This window comes from Prescottella sp. R16 (genome assembly GCF_030656875.1).
GTDB lineage: Bacteria > Actinomycetota > Actinomycetes > Mycobacteriales > Mycobacteriaceae > Prescottella.
The window spans coordinates 3,098,190-3,111,209 of sequence record NZ_CP130943.1 but is presented as its reverse complement, the minus strand read 5'-3'; the positions used below and the strand labels follow the sequence as shown (position 1 = coordinate 3,111,209).

The window sequence follows — 13,020 nt, the reverse complement described above, 5'->3', positions numbered from 1 at the left end:
AACTGTGGCAGTCGAGATGTTCTACGACGACGATGCAGACCTGTCGATCATCCAGGGCCGCAAGGTCGCGGTCATCGGCTACGGCAGCCAGGGCCACGCGCACTCGCTGAGCCTGCGCGATTCCGGTGTCGATGTGCGCATCGGCCTCAAGGAGGGTTCGAAGTCCCGCGCGAAGGCGGAGGAGCAGGGCCTGACGGTCGGCACGCCGGCCGAGGTCTCCGAGTGGGCAGACGTCATCATGCTGCTGGCTCCCGACACCGCGCAGGCGTCGATCTTCAGCAACGACATCGAGCCGAACCTGAAGGACGGCGACGCGCTGTTCTTCGGCCACGGCCTCAACATCCACTTCGACCTGATCAAGGCCCCGGAGAACGTCACCGTCGGCATGGTCGCCCCGAAGGGCCCCGGCCACCTGGTGCGTCGTCAGTTCGTCGACGGCAAGGGCGTTCCGGCCCTGATCGCCGTCCACCAGGACCCGAAGGGTGAGGGCCAGGCCCTGGCGCTGTCCTACGCGAAGGGCATCGGCGGCACCCGCGCCGGCGTCATCAAGACCACCTTCAAGGAAGAGACCGAGACGGACCTCTTCGGTGAGCAGGCCGTGCTGTGCGGCGGCACCGAGGAACTGGTCAAGACCGGCTTCGAGGTCATGGTCGAGGCCGGCTACGCGCCCGAGATGGCGTACTTCGAGGTGCTGCACGAGCTCAAGCTCATCGTCGACCTCATGTACGAGGGTGGCATCGCCCGCATGAACTACTCGGTGTCCGACACCGCCGAGTTCGGTGGCTACCTGAGCGGTCCGCGTGTCATCGACGCCGGCACCAAGGAGCGCATGAAGGCGATCCTGGCCGACATCCAGTCCGGTGAGTTCACCCGCCGCCTGGTCGCCAACGTCGAGAACGGCAACAAGGAGCTCGAGGCTCTCCGCAAGGAGAACGCCGAGCACCCGATCGAGGTCACCGGCAAGAAGCTGCGCGACCTGATGAGCTGGGTCGATCGTCCGATCACCGAGACGGCCTGATCCTGTCCCGGATCTGACGGTCCGACTCCTTCGGCCCGGGTGGTACGCGAGTACCGCTCGGGCCGAAGGCCTTTCCGGCGGCAAAAGAGTGGTACGAATCTCCGATTTCGGTGCGGGAGGTGTCCACTATCTGGTAAGGCGCACCCGCCCTGCGGAATCCGTGACCGCCGCCCACTAAGCTGACACTGCACTATCCAAGCCGCCACCTCAACACAGGGAGTTCGCTCGTGAGCCAGAATGGCCGTCCCGTCGTCCTGATCGCCGACAAGCTCGCACAATCGACCGTCGATGCGCTCGGAGACGGTGTCGAGGTGCGCTGGGTCGACGGCCCGGACCGTCCCGCGCTGCTCGCGGCCGTCCCGGAGGCAGACGCCCTGCTGGTCCGTTCGGCCACCACGGTCGACGCCGAGGTGCTCGCCGCCGCCACGAAGCTGAAGATCGTCGGCCGCGCCGGTGTCGGCCTCGACAACGTCGACATCCCGGCCGCCACCGAGCGCGGCGTCATGGTCGTCAACGCGCCGACCTCGAACATCCACTCGGCCGCCGAGCACGCCGTGTCGCTGCTGCTGTCGACCGCCCGCCAGATCCCGGCCGCGGACCGCACCCTGCGGGAGAAGACCTGGAAGCGTTCGAGCTTCAACGGCACCGAGATCCTCGGCAAGACCGTCGGTGTCGTCGGCCTGGGCCGTATCGGCCAGCTGTTCGCGCAGCGTCTCGCCGCGTTCGAGACCGACATCATCGCGTACGACCCCTACCTGCCCGCGGCCCGCGCCGCGCAGCTGGGTATCGAGCTGGTCGACATCGACGAGCTGGTCGAGCGCGCCGACTTCATCTCCGTGCACCTGCCCAAGACCAAGGAGACCGCGGGCCTGATCAACGCGGAGCGCCTGGCCAAGGCGAAGGACGGCGTCATCATCGTCAACGCCGCCCGCGGTGGCCTCATCGACGAGGACGCGCTGTACGACGCGCTGGTGAACGGTAAGGTCCGCGCCGCCGGCCTCGACGTGTTCAACACCGAGCCGTGCACCGACTCCAAGCTGTTCGACCTCGACAACGTCGTCGTCACCCCGCACCTGGGTGCCTCCACCTCCGAGGCGCAGGACCGCGCCGGCACCGATGTCGCCAAGTCCGTCCTGCTGGCGCTGGCCGGCGAGTTCGTGCCGGACGCCGTCAACGTCTCCGGCGGCCCGGTCGGCGAAGAGGTCGCCCCGTGGCTCGAGCTGGTCCGCAAGCTGGGTCTGCTCGCCGGCACCCTGTCGCTCGAGGCCGTCCAGAACGTCCAGGTGATCGCGAGCGGTGAGCTGTCCGCCGAGAACGTCGACATCCTCGGCCTGGCCGCACTGCGCGGCCTGTTCTCCGCGAGCAGCGACGAGGCCGTCACGTTCGTCAACGCCCCGCAGCTCGCCGAGCAGCGCGGCGTCACCGTCGAGGTCGAGAAGCACAGCGAGGCCCAGACGCACCGCAGCGCAGTCGAGGTGCGGGCGGTGGCCGCGGACGGCACCGTCACCACCGTCGCGGGCGCGCTGACCGGCCTGCAGCAGGTCGAGAAGATCGTCGCCGTCAACGGCCGCAGCTTCGACCTGCGCGCCGAGGGCCACAACATCGTCGTCCACTACACGGATCGTCCGGGTGTCCTGGGTGTCCTGGGCACCGTGCTCGGCGGCGCCGGCATCGACATCCAGGCCGCAGCGCTGAGCCAGGACGCCGAGGGCGAGGGCGCCACCGTCATCCTGCGTGTCGACCGTGTCGTCGGTGACGCCGAGGTCGAGCAGATCACCTCGCAGCTCGACGCGCGCGTCGCGCAGGTCGACCTGTCCTGATCGTCCCCTTCTGACGATGGTGGCCGCGACTGTTGCGAAACGGTCGCGGCCACAGTCGAATTCACCGGTTCCGTGTTCGCGGCCGGTCCACGAGGAAGAGAGTGTGTTCATGAAGCTTGCGGTCATCCCCGGTGACGGCATCGGTGTCGAGGTCACCGCGGAAGCGTTGAAGGTCCTGCGGAAGCTGGTTCCCGATGTCGAGACCACCGAGTTCGACCTCGGTGCCAAGCGCTACAACGAGACCGGTGACCTGCTGCCGGACGCCGAGCTCGAGCAGATCCGGCAGCACGACGCGATCCTCCTCGGCGCGATCGGCGATCCCCGATACGTGGCGCCGGGCATCCTCGAGCGCGGCCTGCTGCTGAACATGCGCTTCCTGCTCGACCATCACGTGAACCTGCGCCCGGCGCGCACCTACCCGCAGTCGAGCTCGCCGCTGGCCGCGAACCCGGACATCGACTTCGTCGTGGTCCGCGAGGGCACCGAGGGCCCGTACACCGGCAACGGTGGTTCGATCCGCATCGGCACCCCGCACGAGGTGGCGACCGAGGTGTCGGTCAACACGTGGTTCGGTGCCGAGCGTGTCGTCCGCGCCGCGTACGAGCTGGCGCAGAAGCGGCGGAAGCACCTCACGCTGATCCACAAGACCAATGTGCTCTCCAACGCCGGCCGCATCTGGACCCGCGCGATGGAGACCGTCGGTGCCGAGTACCCCGAGGTCGAGACGGCGTACTGCCACATCGACGCGGCCACCATCTACATGGTCACCGATCCCGCCCGCTTCGATGTGATCGTCACCGACAACCTGTTCGGTGACATCATCACCGACCTCGCGGGCGCGGTCACCGGCGGTATCGGGCTGGCGGCGTCGGGCAACATCGACGCGTCGGGCACCAATCCGTCGATGTTCGAGCCGGTCCACGGTTCGGCACCGGACATCGCCGGCCAGGGTATCGCCGACCCGACGGCGGCGATCCTGTCGGCCGCGATGCTGCTGCGTCACCTCGGCCGGGAGGACGACGCCGCCCGCATCGAGCGTGCCGTCGAGGCCGACCTGGCGTCGCGCGGCGACGCCCCGATCGTCACGACCGAGGTCGGCGACCGGATCGCGGCTGCCGTCTAGCCGCTCCGTACGTCCGACAGACGTGGCCGCCACCCGGAACCCGGGTGGCGGCCACGGCCGTATCGGCGACGGGTCAGTGGCGTTCGGGCCGGTCGGCGGGGACCAGGGGCACGGCGACGAGGGGGAACAGTGCGGTCACCGCGAAGGCGACCGGAAAGCTCACCGCCGCGATCAGCCCACCGAAGAGCGGTGGCACCAGTGACGCCGCCAGGTACTGGCTGGTGTTCTGGGCGCCGAGCGCCCGGCCGCTCCAGTAGGGTCCGGCGATCTCGGCGACGGCGGTGAACGCCAATCCGTTGTCCGCCACCGTGATCACCGACGCCAGCACCAGCAGTGCCACGGACGCGGAGGAGCCCAGCGCGTCCGTCAGGGCCAGGGCGCCCATGGACAGTGCCGCCGCGATCGCGACCCAGCGCAGCGGACGCATCCGGCTGCCGACCCGGTCGGACAGCGCGCCGGCCGCGATCCGTCCTGCCGCACCGAGCAATTGGGTGACGGTGACGAGCAGTCCCGCCGAGGCCGCGGACCAGTGTCGGTCCGACATCAGCCACACCAGTGCGAACGTCCACACCAGATACTGCGGCACCACCAGCAGCACCGAGACGCCGTGGATACGCCACAGCACGCTCGACGACCGGTACGGATTGTCCAGCAGGCCGGACTGTGCGGCCGCCGCCCGGTCCGGTCGTGGCGGGTCGACGACGAACAGGCACGCGATCGCGGCGACGGCGGCGGCTGCGACCGGTATCGCCAACGCCCAGCCGACACCGTGGTTTTCGGCGATTCTCGGTACCGTCAGTGCGCCGAAGGCCACCCCGAGGGGCAGCGCCATCTGACGGATCCCCATTGCGAGGCCGCGGCGGTGCGGCGGGAACCAGCCGACGACGACCCGGCCACTGGCGGCGTTGGCGCTGGACGCGGCCGTTCCGCCCACGAGCAGCATCAGGCCCGTCGCGAGGAACGAGGACGCGGCGGCGGCCACGGCGGCGCCGGCGGCCGCCGCCGCCGTCAGCGTCATGCCGAGGACGAGGACGCGTCGTTCCCCGATACGGTCGACGATCGCGCCCCACGCCATGAGGCTGACGAGGAACCCGACGGTGGGTGCGGCGACGAGCAGTCCGGCACGGGACAGGTCCAGTCCGTGCTCGGTCTCGAGTGCCGGAAGCAGGAACGCGGGCGCATTCGAGAACGTCGCTCCAGCGGCCTGAGCGAGGACGCCCAGCACCAGCATCGTCCAGCGGCGTGCGGTTCCGGTCGTCGTGTCCGCCAGGTTCACACCACTCACCTCTATCTCAATATGTGAAATGAAATTCCTACATTGTGAATACAGGTCGGAGTGTAGACCCTGCGCCGCCACGCGTGCACCGAGGCGTGTCCGGGCACTCGTTAGACTCGGCGCATGCGCCTAGGTCGAATTGCCAGTCCCGACGGAGTTGCCTTCGTGTCCATCGAGGGAGAGGGGGATGCGCAGACCGCGAAGGAGATCGCCGAACACCCCTTCGGTACACCGACTTTCACGGGCCGGAGCTGGCCGCTCGCCGACGTCCGGCTGCTCGCCCCGATCCTCGCCAGCAAGGTGATCTGCGTCGGCAAGAACTACGCCGCGCACGCGGCCGAAATGGGTGGCGAGGCCCCCGAGGACCCGGTCATCTTCATCAAGCCCAACACGTCGATCGTCGGCCCGGGCGCGCCGATCGTGCTGCCGCCGTCGTCGAACGAGGTGCACTACGAAGGCGAGCTCGCCGTCGTCATCGGTCGCCCCTGCAAGGACGTGCCCGCGGCGAAGGCCCGTGAGGTCATCCTCGGCTACACCGCCGCCAACGACGTCACCGCCCGCGATCAGCAGCGGCACGACGGGCAGTGGACGCGCGGCAAGGGGTACGACACGTTCTGCCCGCTCGGCCCGTGGATCGAGACGAACCTGGACGCGTCCGACGTCGAGGTGCGCACGGAGGTCGACGGCGAGGTCGTGCAGCGCAGTCGCACTTCGCTTCTGCTGCACGACATCCCGAAGGTGATCGAATGGGTGTCCGCCGTCATGACCCTGCTGCCGGGTGACGTGATCCTCACCGGTACGCCGGAGGGAGTGGGCCCGATCGTCGACGGCCAGACCGTGAGCGTGACGGTCGAGGGTATCGGCACACTCACCAATCCGGTTGCCGCCAAGCGCTGATCCGGTACCGCTCCGCTCGGGTGCGGGACTAGCCTGTAGGGGTCCGTTCCGTACCCGATCGCTGCCGGGCGACGGCTTGACGCGTCCAGGCAGCGTTGTTTCCGAAGTGAGCCATGACCACCAGCGAAGTACGCGTCCGTTTCTGTCCGTCACCCACCGGAACCCCGCACGTCGGGCTCATCCGGACCGCCCTGTTCAACTGGGCGTTCGCCCGTCACCACGGCGGCACGCTCGTGTTCCGGATCGAGGACACCGACGCCGCCCGTGACACGGAGGAGTCGTACCAGGCGATCCTGGACGCGTTGCGCTGGCTGGGGCTGAACTGGGACGAGGGTCCGGAGGTGGGCGGCCCGTACGAGCCGTACCGGCAGTCGCAGCGCCGTGATCTCCACCTCGACGTGGTGCGGCGTCTGCTCGAGGCGGGAGAGGCGTACGAGTCGTTCTCGACGCCCGAGGAGGTCGAGGCCCGGCACAAGGCGGCCGGACGCGACCCCAAGCTCGGCTACGACAACTTCGACCGGGACCTGACGCCGGAGCAGATCCAGGCGTACCTGGACGAGGGGCGCAAGCCGGTCGTGCGGTTGCGGATGCCGGACCACGACCTCACGTGGACCGATCTGGTGCGCGGGGAGACGACGTTCAAGGCCGGTACGGTGCCGGACTTCGCGCTCACCCGTGGCAACGGGATTCCGCTGTACACGTTGGTGAATCCCGTCGACGACGCGCTGATGAGGATCACGCATGTGCTGCGTGGCGAGGATCTGCTGTCCTCGACGCCGCGTCAGCTCGCGCTGTACGAGGCGCTGCAGCGCATCGGGGTCGCCGAGTTCACGCCGGAGTTCGGGCACCTGCCGTTCGTGATGGGACAGGGCAACAAGAAGCTGTCCAAGCGTGATCCCGAGTCGAACCTGTTCATCCACCGGGACCGCGGCTTCATCCCCGAGGGCCTGCTCAACTACCTGGCGCTGTTGGGTTGGGGCATCGCCGACGACCGCGACGTCTTCTCCCTCGACGAGATGGTGGCCGCGTTCGACATCTCCAAGGTCAACTCGAATCCGGCACGTTTCGACCAGAAGAAGGCCGACGCGATCAACGCCGAGCACATCCGTCTGCTCGAGCCGGCCGACTTCTCGGCGCGGCTGCGCGCGTACCTGACGACGCACGGGCATCCGGTGGACGCGCTCACCCCCGAGCAGTTCGACGTCGCGGCCGATCTGGTGCAGACCCGCATCACGGTGCTGTCCGACGCGTGGGGCCTGCTGAAGTTCCTCCTCGTCGACGAGGCCGATTTCGCGATCGACCCGGCCGCGGCGGCCAAGAATCTCGGTGCCGATGCGGCGCCGGTGCTCGACGCGACGATCGAGGCCCTCGACGCGCTGGAGCAGTGGACGACGGCCGAGCTCGAGGAGGCCCTCAAGGCCGCCCTCATCGAGAAGCTCGAACTCAAGCCGCGCAAGGCATTCGCGCCGGTGCGGGTGGCGCTGACCGGATCGCACATCAGCCCGCCGCTGTACGAGTCGATGGAACTGCTCGGCCGCGACACGACGATGGCCCGGCTGCGGTCGGCGCGGGCGCAGATCGCCTGATCGCGAGCACCGAGAGCGCTCGGCCCGTCCCGTCCTCGGGGCGGGCCGCTGTCGTTCCGGGGCTGTCGTTTTGGGTCGATTTACCGCCTTTGACCTGCCGATTTGTAGTTCGATACGGGGTTGATGCTAATGTTTCTCTCGGTTCGGAACGGAGGCCAGACGCCCGCAGGGCAGGCCGCCGAAACAGACCATTGGGGTATGGTGTAATTGGCAACACAGCTGATTCTGGTTCAGCCATTCTAGGTTCGAGTCCTGGTACCCCAGCAGTGATCCGCAAGGTGCATTCCTTCCGGATCGCACAGATACTGTCGAGGCCCGGCGTGGTCACGCAGTCATAGCGTGTTTCGATGCACGTTCTCGGCCCCGTCGTCTAGCGGCCTAGGACGCCGCCCTCTCAAGGCGGTAGCGCGGGTTCGAATCCCGTCGGGGCTACCAACGTCGTATCGAACACGGTTCTGGCCCCGTCGTCTAGCGGCCTAGGACGCCGCCCTCTCAAGGCGGTAGCGCGGGTTCGAATCCCGTCGGGGCTACAACGAAACACCCTCCGATCACACGAATCGGAGGGTGTTCTTCTCTGTGTGGGGCGAGTTCCGGATCCCTATCCGCTCTTGCGGCGGAACTCCCGTTTGTGGTCGGCGCTGCCGTGCGAGTCGTGCACTTTCGACTGCCCGTCCAGATGGGCCGAAGCGTTCGACTGCTGGTGATTCTTGCGATCCAGCGCCTCACGGAACTTGCGTTTGATGTCGTCGGTTCCGGTATCGGTCACGGGGTCCTCCTCCGTTCGTCGGTACGTCGGAATGTACCGCCGAGCGGGGGACTCGTCGCCCGAATTTACGAGTGCAGGAAAGCTGCAGTGGATCCGCCGACCGGCATCGCGGGCAGTCCGAGCTTGCGATGGTCCCAGGAGCGGACCCGATCGGGGACCACACGCACCGCGATTCGCTTGTGCAGCATCATCTCGACGGCCGGCTTGACGTCGTCGGAGTACGGGCCGGTGTACCGCTCCCAGATGCTGATCCCGACCTTGAACAGGGCTTCGGGGTCGTCGACGATCTCGGCACGGCCCTCGATGGAGACGCCGCGCAGGGTGTCGTAGGTGTGGCCGTCCTCGATCATCATCGTGATCCGGTCGTCGCGGCGGAGATTGACGGCCTTCTGCGATTTGGCCTTCGTCTCGAACCACAATTCGCCGTCGATCACCGCGTACCACATGGCGACCAGATGCGGGGTGCCGCTCGGCCCGACCGTCGCCATCGTGGACACGCGACTGCGCTCGATGAACTCGGTGATCTCGTCGTCGGTCATCGTGATCTGACCGCGCTGGTTCGTTCCCACGGCACTACCTCCACTCGGCTGGAATTCGTTCTCGGGCACGACTGTGCCACGGATCACGTTCCGGGTGGCCGGGCAGGGTCCCCTCGGGGTCAGAGCCGCTTGTGGAGCGCCTCCGCTGCCGCCAGGAGGTCGGCCGCCCAGCGGGCACCCGGGCGGCGTCCCATGCGGTCGATCGGGCCCGACACCGAAATCGCGGCGACGACGGTGCCGGCGGCGTCCCGTACCGGCGCCGCGACGCTCGCGACGCCGGCTTCGCGTTCGGCGGCGCTCTGCGCCCACCCGCGGCGGCGGACCTCGGCCAGGACGCGTTCACCGAACGTCGCCTCCGGGAGCACGGTGCGCTGCAACTGCGGATCGGCCCAGGCGAGGAGCACCTTCGCACCGGAGCCGGCCGTCATGGGCAGGCGCGCCCCCACCGGGACGGTGTCACGCAGGCCGGCCGGGGGTTCCACCGAGGCGACGCACACCCGCTGGATGCCCTCGCGGCGGTACAGCTGGACGCTCTCGCCGGTGATGTCGCGGAGCCGGGGGAGCACGAGTGCCGCGGCGTCGACGAGGGTGTCGGTGGCCTTGGCGGCCAGCTCGGCCAGTCCGGGGCCGGGGCACCACAGTCCGTCGGCGTCGCGCGCGAGCAGTCGGTGCACCTCGAGGCCCACCGCGAGACGGTGGGCGGTGGCGCGGGGCAGGCCGGTTCGCGTGCACAGTTCCGTGAGACTGCACGGCTGTTCGGCCACTGCGTGCAGCACGCCCATTGCTTTGTCGAGTACCCCGATGCCGCTATGCTGTCTCATAGGCCGATACTACTTTCTCGCATGTTGGGATCATAGCCGAGGTGCGGGACAGTGGGAACGACACAGCACGCGACACGGGTCAGCCCTGAATTCCGGCGGCGCGACAAAGCAGATTGCAGAGGTGGAGAACATGGCTCACAGAGGACGGACACTGGCCGAGAAGGTGTGGGACGAGCATGTCGTCGTACGCGGTGAGGGAGAGGGCTCGGCGCGGCAACCCGACCTGATCTACATCGACCTGCATCTCGTCCACGAGGTCACCAGCCCGCAGGCCTTCGACGGCCTCCGGCTCGCCGGCCGGAAGCTGCGCCGGCCGGACCTGACGATCGCGACCGAGGACCACAACGTTCCCACCGTCGACATCGACAAGCCGATCGCCGATCCGGTCTCGCGCACGCAGGTCGACACCCTGCGCAAGAACTGCGAGGAGTTCGGGGTCCGGCTGCATCCCATGGGCGACCTGGACCAGGGCATCGTCCACGTGGTGGGCCCACAGCTCGGCCTCACCCAGCCGGGTATGACCGTCGTGTGCGGCGACAGCCATACGTCCACGCACGGTGCTTTCGGTGCTCTCGCAATGGGAATCGGCACCAGCGAGGTCGAGCACGTCATGGCCACGCAGACGCTGTCGCTGCGTCCGTTCAAGACGATGGCGGTCACTGTCGACGGTGAACTGGCGCCCGGGGTCACGAGCAAGGACCTGATCCTCGCCGTCATCGCGAAGATCGGCACCGGTGGTGGGCAGGGCTACGTCATCGAGTACCGCGGCGAGGCCATCCGGAAACTGTCGATGGAATCGCGGATGACGATCTGCAACATGTCGATCGAGGCGGGCGCTCGCGCCGGCATGATCGCCCCCGACGAGATCACCTACGAGTTCGTCAAGGGACGGCCGCACGCCCCGCAGGGCGCCGACTGGGACGCCGCCGTGGCTGCGTGGGAGCAGCTGAAGACCGACGACGACGCCGTGTTCGACGCCGAGGTGCACATCGACGGTGCGTCGCTCACCCCGTTCGTGACGTGGGGCACCAACCCCGGTCAGGGTGCGCCGCTGAGCGACACGGTCCCGAACCCGGCCGACATCGCCGACGAGGGCGAGCGGATCTCGGCGGAGAAGGCGCTGTCCTACATGGGATTGGAGCCGGGCACCCCGCTGCGCGAGATCCCCGTCGACACCGTGTTCGTCGGTTCGTGCACCAACGGCCGTATCGAGGACCTGCGGGCTGTGGCCGACGTCCTGAAGGGCCGGAAGGTGGCCGACGGCGTCCGGATGCTGGTCGTGCCCGGCTCGATGCGGGTGCGGGCGCAGGCCGAAGCGGAAGGCCTCGGTGAGATCTTCACCACCGCGGGCGCCGAATGGCGGCAGGCGGGATGCTCGATGTGTCTCGGCATGAACCCGGATCAGCTGGCGCCGGGCGAGCGTTCGGCATCGACGTCGAACCGCAATTTCGAAGGCCGCCAAGGAAAGGGCGGACGAACCCACCTCGTCTCTCCTGCCGTCGCGGCGGCGACCGCGGTCCGCGGCACGCTGTCGGCACCGGCAGATCTGGCATAGGGCGCAAGGGAACTAGGAGAAAAACGATGGAAGCCTTTACCACTCACAAGGGAATCGGTGTTCCGCTGCGCCGCTCCAACGTGGACACGGACCAGATCATTCCGGCCGTCTATCTGAAGCGCGTGACCCGCAGCGGTTTCGAGGACGGACTCTTCGCCGCATGGCGTACGGACCCCGAGTTCATCCTCAACGTCGCACCGTACGACCGGGGTTCGGTTCTGGTCGCCGGACCGGACTTCGGTACCGGATCGTCGCGCGAGCACGCCGTGTGGGCTCTGTCCGACTACGGTTTCCGTGTCGTCATCGCGTCCCGCTTCGCCGACATCTTCCGCGGCAACGCCGGCAAGGCCGGACTGCTCGCCGCTCAGGTCGAGCAGTCCGACGTCGAGATGCTGTGGAAGCTGCTCGAGGAGCAGCCGGGACTGGAACTGGTCGTGGACCTCGAGGCCAAGACGGTCACCGCGGGAACGACCGTGGTGCGCTTCACTATTGACGACTACACGCGTTGGCGTCTCCTCGAGGGACTCGACGACATCGGTCTCACGTTGCGCCAGGTAGAAGCGATTTCGGAGTTCGAAAAGTCAAGGCCTTCATGGAAACCTGAGACTCTTCCCGCCCGAGTCGCGAACGACAATTGACACAATCGGACGCCTGACAGGTGACCGGCGCGGCCCCTCGATCCACACTGGATCGGGGGGCCGCTTTTGGTGAGAATCACCGTGGCACATAGACTCTTGCCGATTTCGGGTTTACCGTAGGTCATAGTCGGTCCGACGGTGGACCACAAGTTTGCGGAGGATTTTCCATGAACAAGGCAGAGCTGATCGATGTTCTGACCGAGAAATTGGGCACGGACAGGCGCACTGCCAGCGAGGCTGTCGAGCACGTCGTCGACACCATCGTGCGTGCGGTCCACTCGGGCGAGAGCGTCACCATCACCGGATTCGGTGTCTTCGAGCAGCGTCGTAGGGCGGCCCGCGTCGCGCGCAACCCGCGTACCGGTGAGACCGTCAAGGTCAAGCCGACGTCGGTGCCGGCGTTCCGTCCGGGTGCGCAGTTCAAGGCGCTCATCGCGGGCGGACAGAAGCTTCCGTCCAGCGGCCCGGCCGTCAAGCGCGGTGCCGCCGAGCCCGTGAAGAAGGCTGCGGCCAAGAAGACTGCGGCGGCGAAGAAGGCTGCGGCCAAGAAGACCGTGGCGAAGAAGACCGCGGCGAAGGCTCCGGCCAAGACCGTGGCGAAGAAGACTGCGGCGAAGGCTCCGGCCAAGACCGCAGCCAAGAAGACTGCGGCCAAGGCTCCGGCCAAGACCGTGGCGAAGAAGACTGCGGCGAAGGCTCCGGCCAAGACCGCAGCCAAGAAGACTGCGGCCAAGGCTCCCGCCAAGACCGCAGCCAAGAAGACTGCGGCCAAGGCTCCCGCCAAGACCGCAGCCAAGAAGACTGTCGCGAAGAAGACTGCGGCCAAGGCTCCGGCCAAGACCGCAGCCAAGAAGACTGCGGCCAAGGCTCCCGCCAAGACCGCAGCCAAGAAGACTGCAGCCAAGAAGGCTCCGGCGAAGCGCACCGCCCGTAAGTGATTCCTGCGTGAGCAGGTGTGGCGGCGTTCGCGTCGAACGGGAT

The 13,020-nt window shown here is 67.8% G+C and carries 12 protein-coding genes and 3 tRNA genes; 11 read left to right on the top strand and 4 right to left on the bottom strand.

Going from position 1 to position 13,020, the window contains the following annotated elements:
• Positions 1-4: 4 nt before the first annotated feature.
• The 3 genes from ilvC (at position 5) to Q5696_RS14545 (ending at position 3,961) form a co-directional block, all read left to right on the top strand.
• Entirely contained in the window at positions 5-1,018 is a 1,014-nt protein-coding gene (ilvC, locus tag Q5696_RS14555; RefSeq protein WP_514131056.1) for a ketol-acid reductoisomerase, read from the top strand.
• A 227-nt stretch (positions 1,019-1,245) separates the two neighbouring features.
• On the top strand, positions 1,246-2,838 hold the full coding sequence (serA, locus tag Q5696_RS14550) for a phosphoglycerate dehydrogenase (protein ID WP_305092028.1): 1,593 nt from the start codon (positions 1,246-1,248) through the stop codon (positions 2,836-2,838).
• 109 nt (positions 2,839-2,947) lie between these two features.
• A complete protein-coding gene (locus tag Q5696_RS14545; protein ID WP_305092027.1) occupies positions 2,948-3,961 on the top strand; it encodes a 3-isopropylmalate dehydrogenase in 1,014 nt (337 codons plus the stop codon).
• A gap of 73 nt (positions 3,962-4,034) precedes the next feature.
• Here Q5696_RS14545 and Q5696_RS14540 read toward each other — a convergent pair whose 3' ends face one another.
• Positions 4,035-5,192, bottom strand: coding sequence for an MFS transporter (locus Q5696_RS14540; RefSeq protein WP_305095301.1), 1,158 nt, complete (start codon positions 5,190-5,192; stop codon positions 4,035-4,037).
• Between the two features lie 168 nt (positions 5,193-5,360).
• Here Q5696_RS14540 and Q5696_RS14535 point away from each other — a divergent pair, with 168 nt between their 5' ends.
• From Q5696_RS14535 to Q5696_RS14515, 5 genes are all read left to right on the top strand, one after another.
• Entirely contained in the window at positions 5,361-6,134 is a 774-nt protein-coding gene (locus Q5696_RS14535) for a fumarylacetoacetate hydrolase family protein (RefSeq protein ID WP_305092026.1), read from the top strand.
• Positions 6,135-6,247: 113 nt separating this feature from the next.
• Positions 6,248-7,720 carry a glutamate--tRNA ligase gene (gene gltX / locus Q5696_RS14530; protein ID WP_305092025.1) on the top strand — a complete coding sequence of 491 codons (1,473 nt, stop codon included), beginning with the start codon at positions 6,248-6,250 and terminating at the stop codon, positions 7,718-7,720.
• A gap of 192 nt (positions 7,721-7,912) precedes the next feature.
• Positions 7,913-7,984 (top strand) — tRNA-Gln (locus Q5696_RS14525).
• A 95-nt stretch (positions 7,985-8,079) separates the two neighbouring features.
• Positions 8,080-8,155: transfer RNA gene (locus Q5696_RS14520), tRNA-Glu, on the top strand.
• Between the two features lie 22 nt (positions 8,156-8,177).
• Positions 8,178-8,250 (top strand) — tRNA-Glu (locus tag Q5696_RS14515).
• Between the two features lie 68 nt (positions 8,251-8,318).
• Here Q5696_RS14515 and Q5696_RS14510 read toward each other — a convergent pair.
• From Q5696_RS14510 to Q5696_RS14500, 3 genes are all read right to left on the bottom strand, one after another.
• Entirely contained in the window at positions 8,319-8,486 is a 168-nt protein-coding gene (locus Q5696_RS14510; RefSeq protein ID WP_305092024.1) for a DUF5302 domain-containing protein, read from the bottom strand.
• Between the two features lie 65 nt (positions 8,487-8,551).
• Positions 8,552-9,055 carry a pyridoxamine 5'-phosphate oxidase family protein gene (locus tag Q5696_RS14505; RefSeq protein ID WP_305092023.1) on the bottom strand — a complete coding sequence of 168 codons (504 nt, stop codon included), beginning with the start codon at positions 9,053-9,055 and terminating at the stop codon, positions 8,552-8,554.
• Positions 9,056-9,144: 89 nt separating this feature from the next.
• Positions 9,145-9,846, bottom strand: coding sequence for an IclR family transcriptional regulator (locus Q5696_RS14500; protein WP_305092022.1), 702 nt, complete (start codon positions 9,844-9,846; stop codon positions 9,145-9,147).
• A gap of 121 nt (positions 9,847-9,967) precedes the next feature.
• On the opposite strand from Q5696_RS14500, the gene leuC reads away from it, so the two are divergent.
• The 3 genes from leuC to Q5696_RS14485 all read left to right on the top strand — a co-directional run bounded on the left by leuC (position 9,968) and on the right by Q5696_RS14485 (position 12,977).
• Positions 9,968-11,401 (top strand): 3-isopropylmalate dehydratase large subunit, encoded by a 1,434-nt coding sequence (gene leuC / locus Q5696_RS14495; protein ID WP_305092021.1) that lies wholly within the window; start codon positions 9,968-9,970, stop codon positions 11,399-11,401.
• Positions 11,402-11,427: 26 nt separating this feature from the next.
• Entirely contained in the window at positions 11,428-12,039 is a 612-nt protein-coding gene (gene leuD / locus Q5696_RS14490) for a 3-isopropylmalate dehydratase small subunit (protein ID WP_305092020.1), read from the top strand.
• A gap of 167 nt (positions 12,040-12,206) precedes the next feature.
• Entirely contained in the window at positions 12,207-12,977 is a 771-nt protein-coding gene (locus tag Q5696_RS14485) for an HU family DNA-binding protein (RefSeq protein ID WP_305092019.1), read from the top strand.
• The last annotated feature ends 43 nt before the right edge of the window (positions 12,978-13,020 follow it).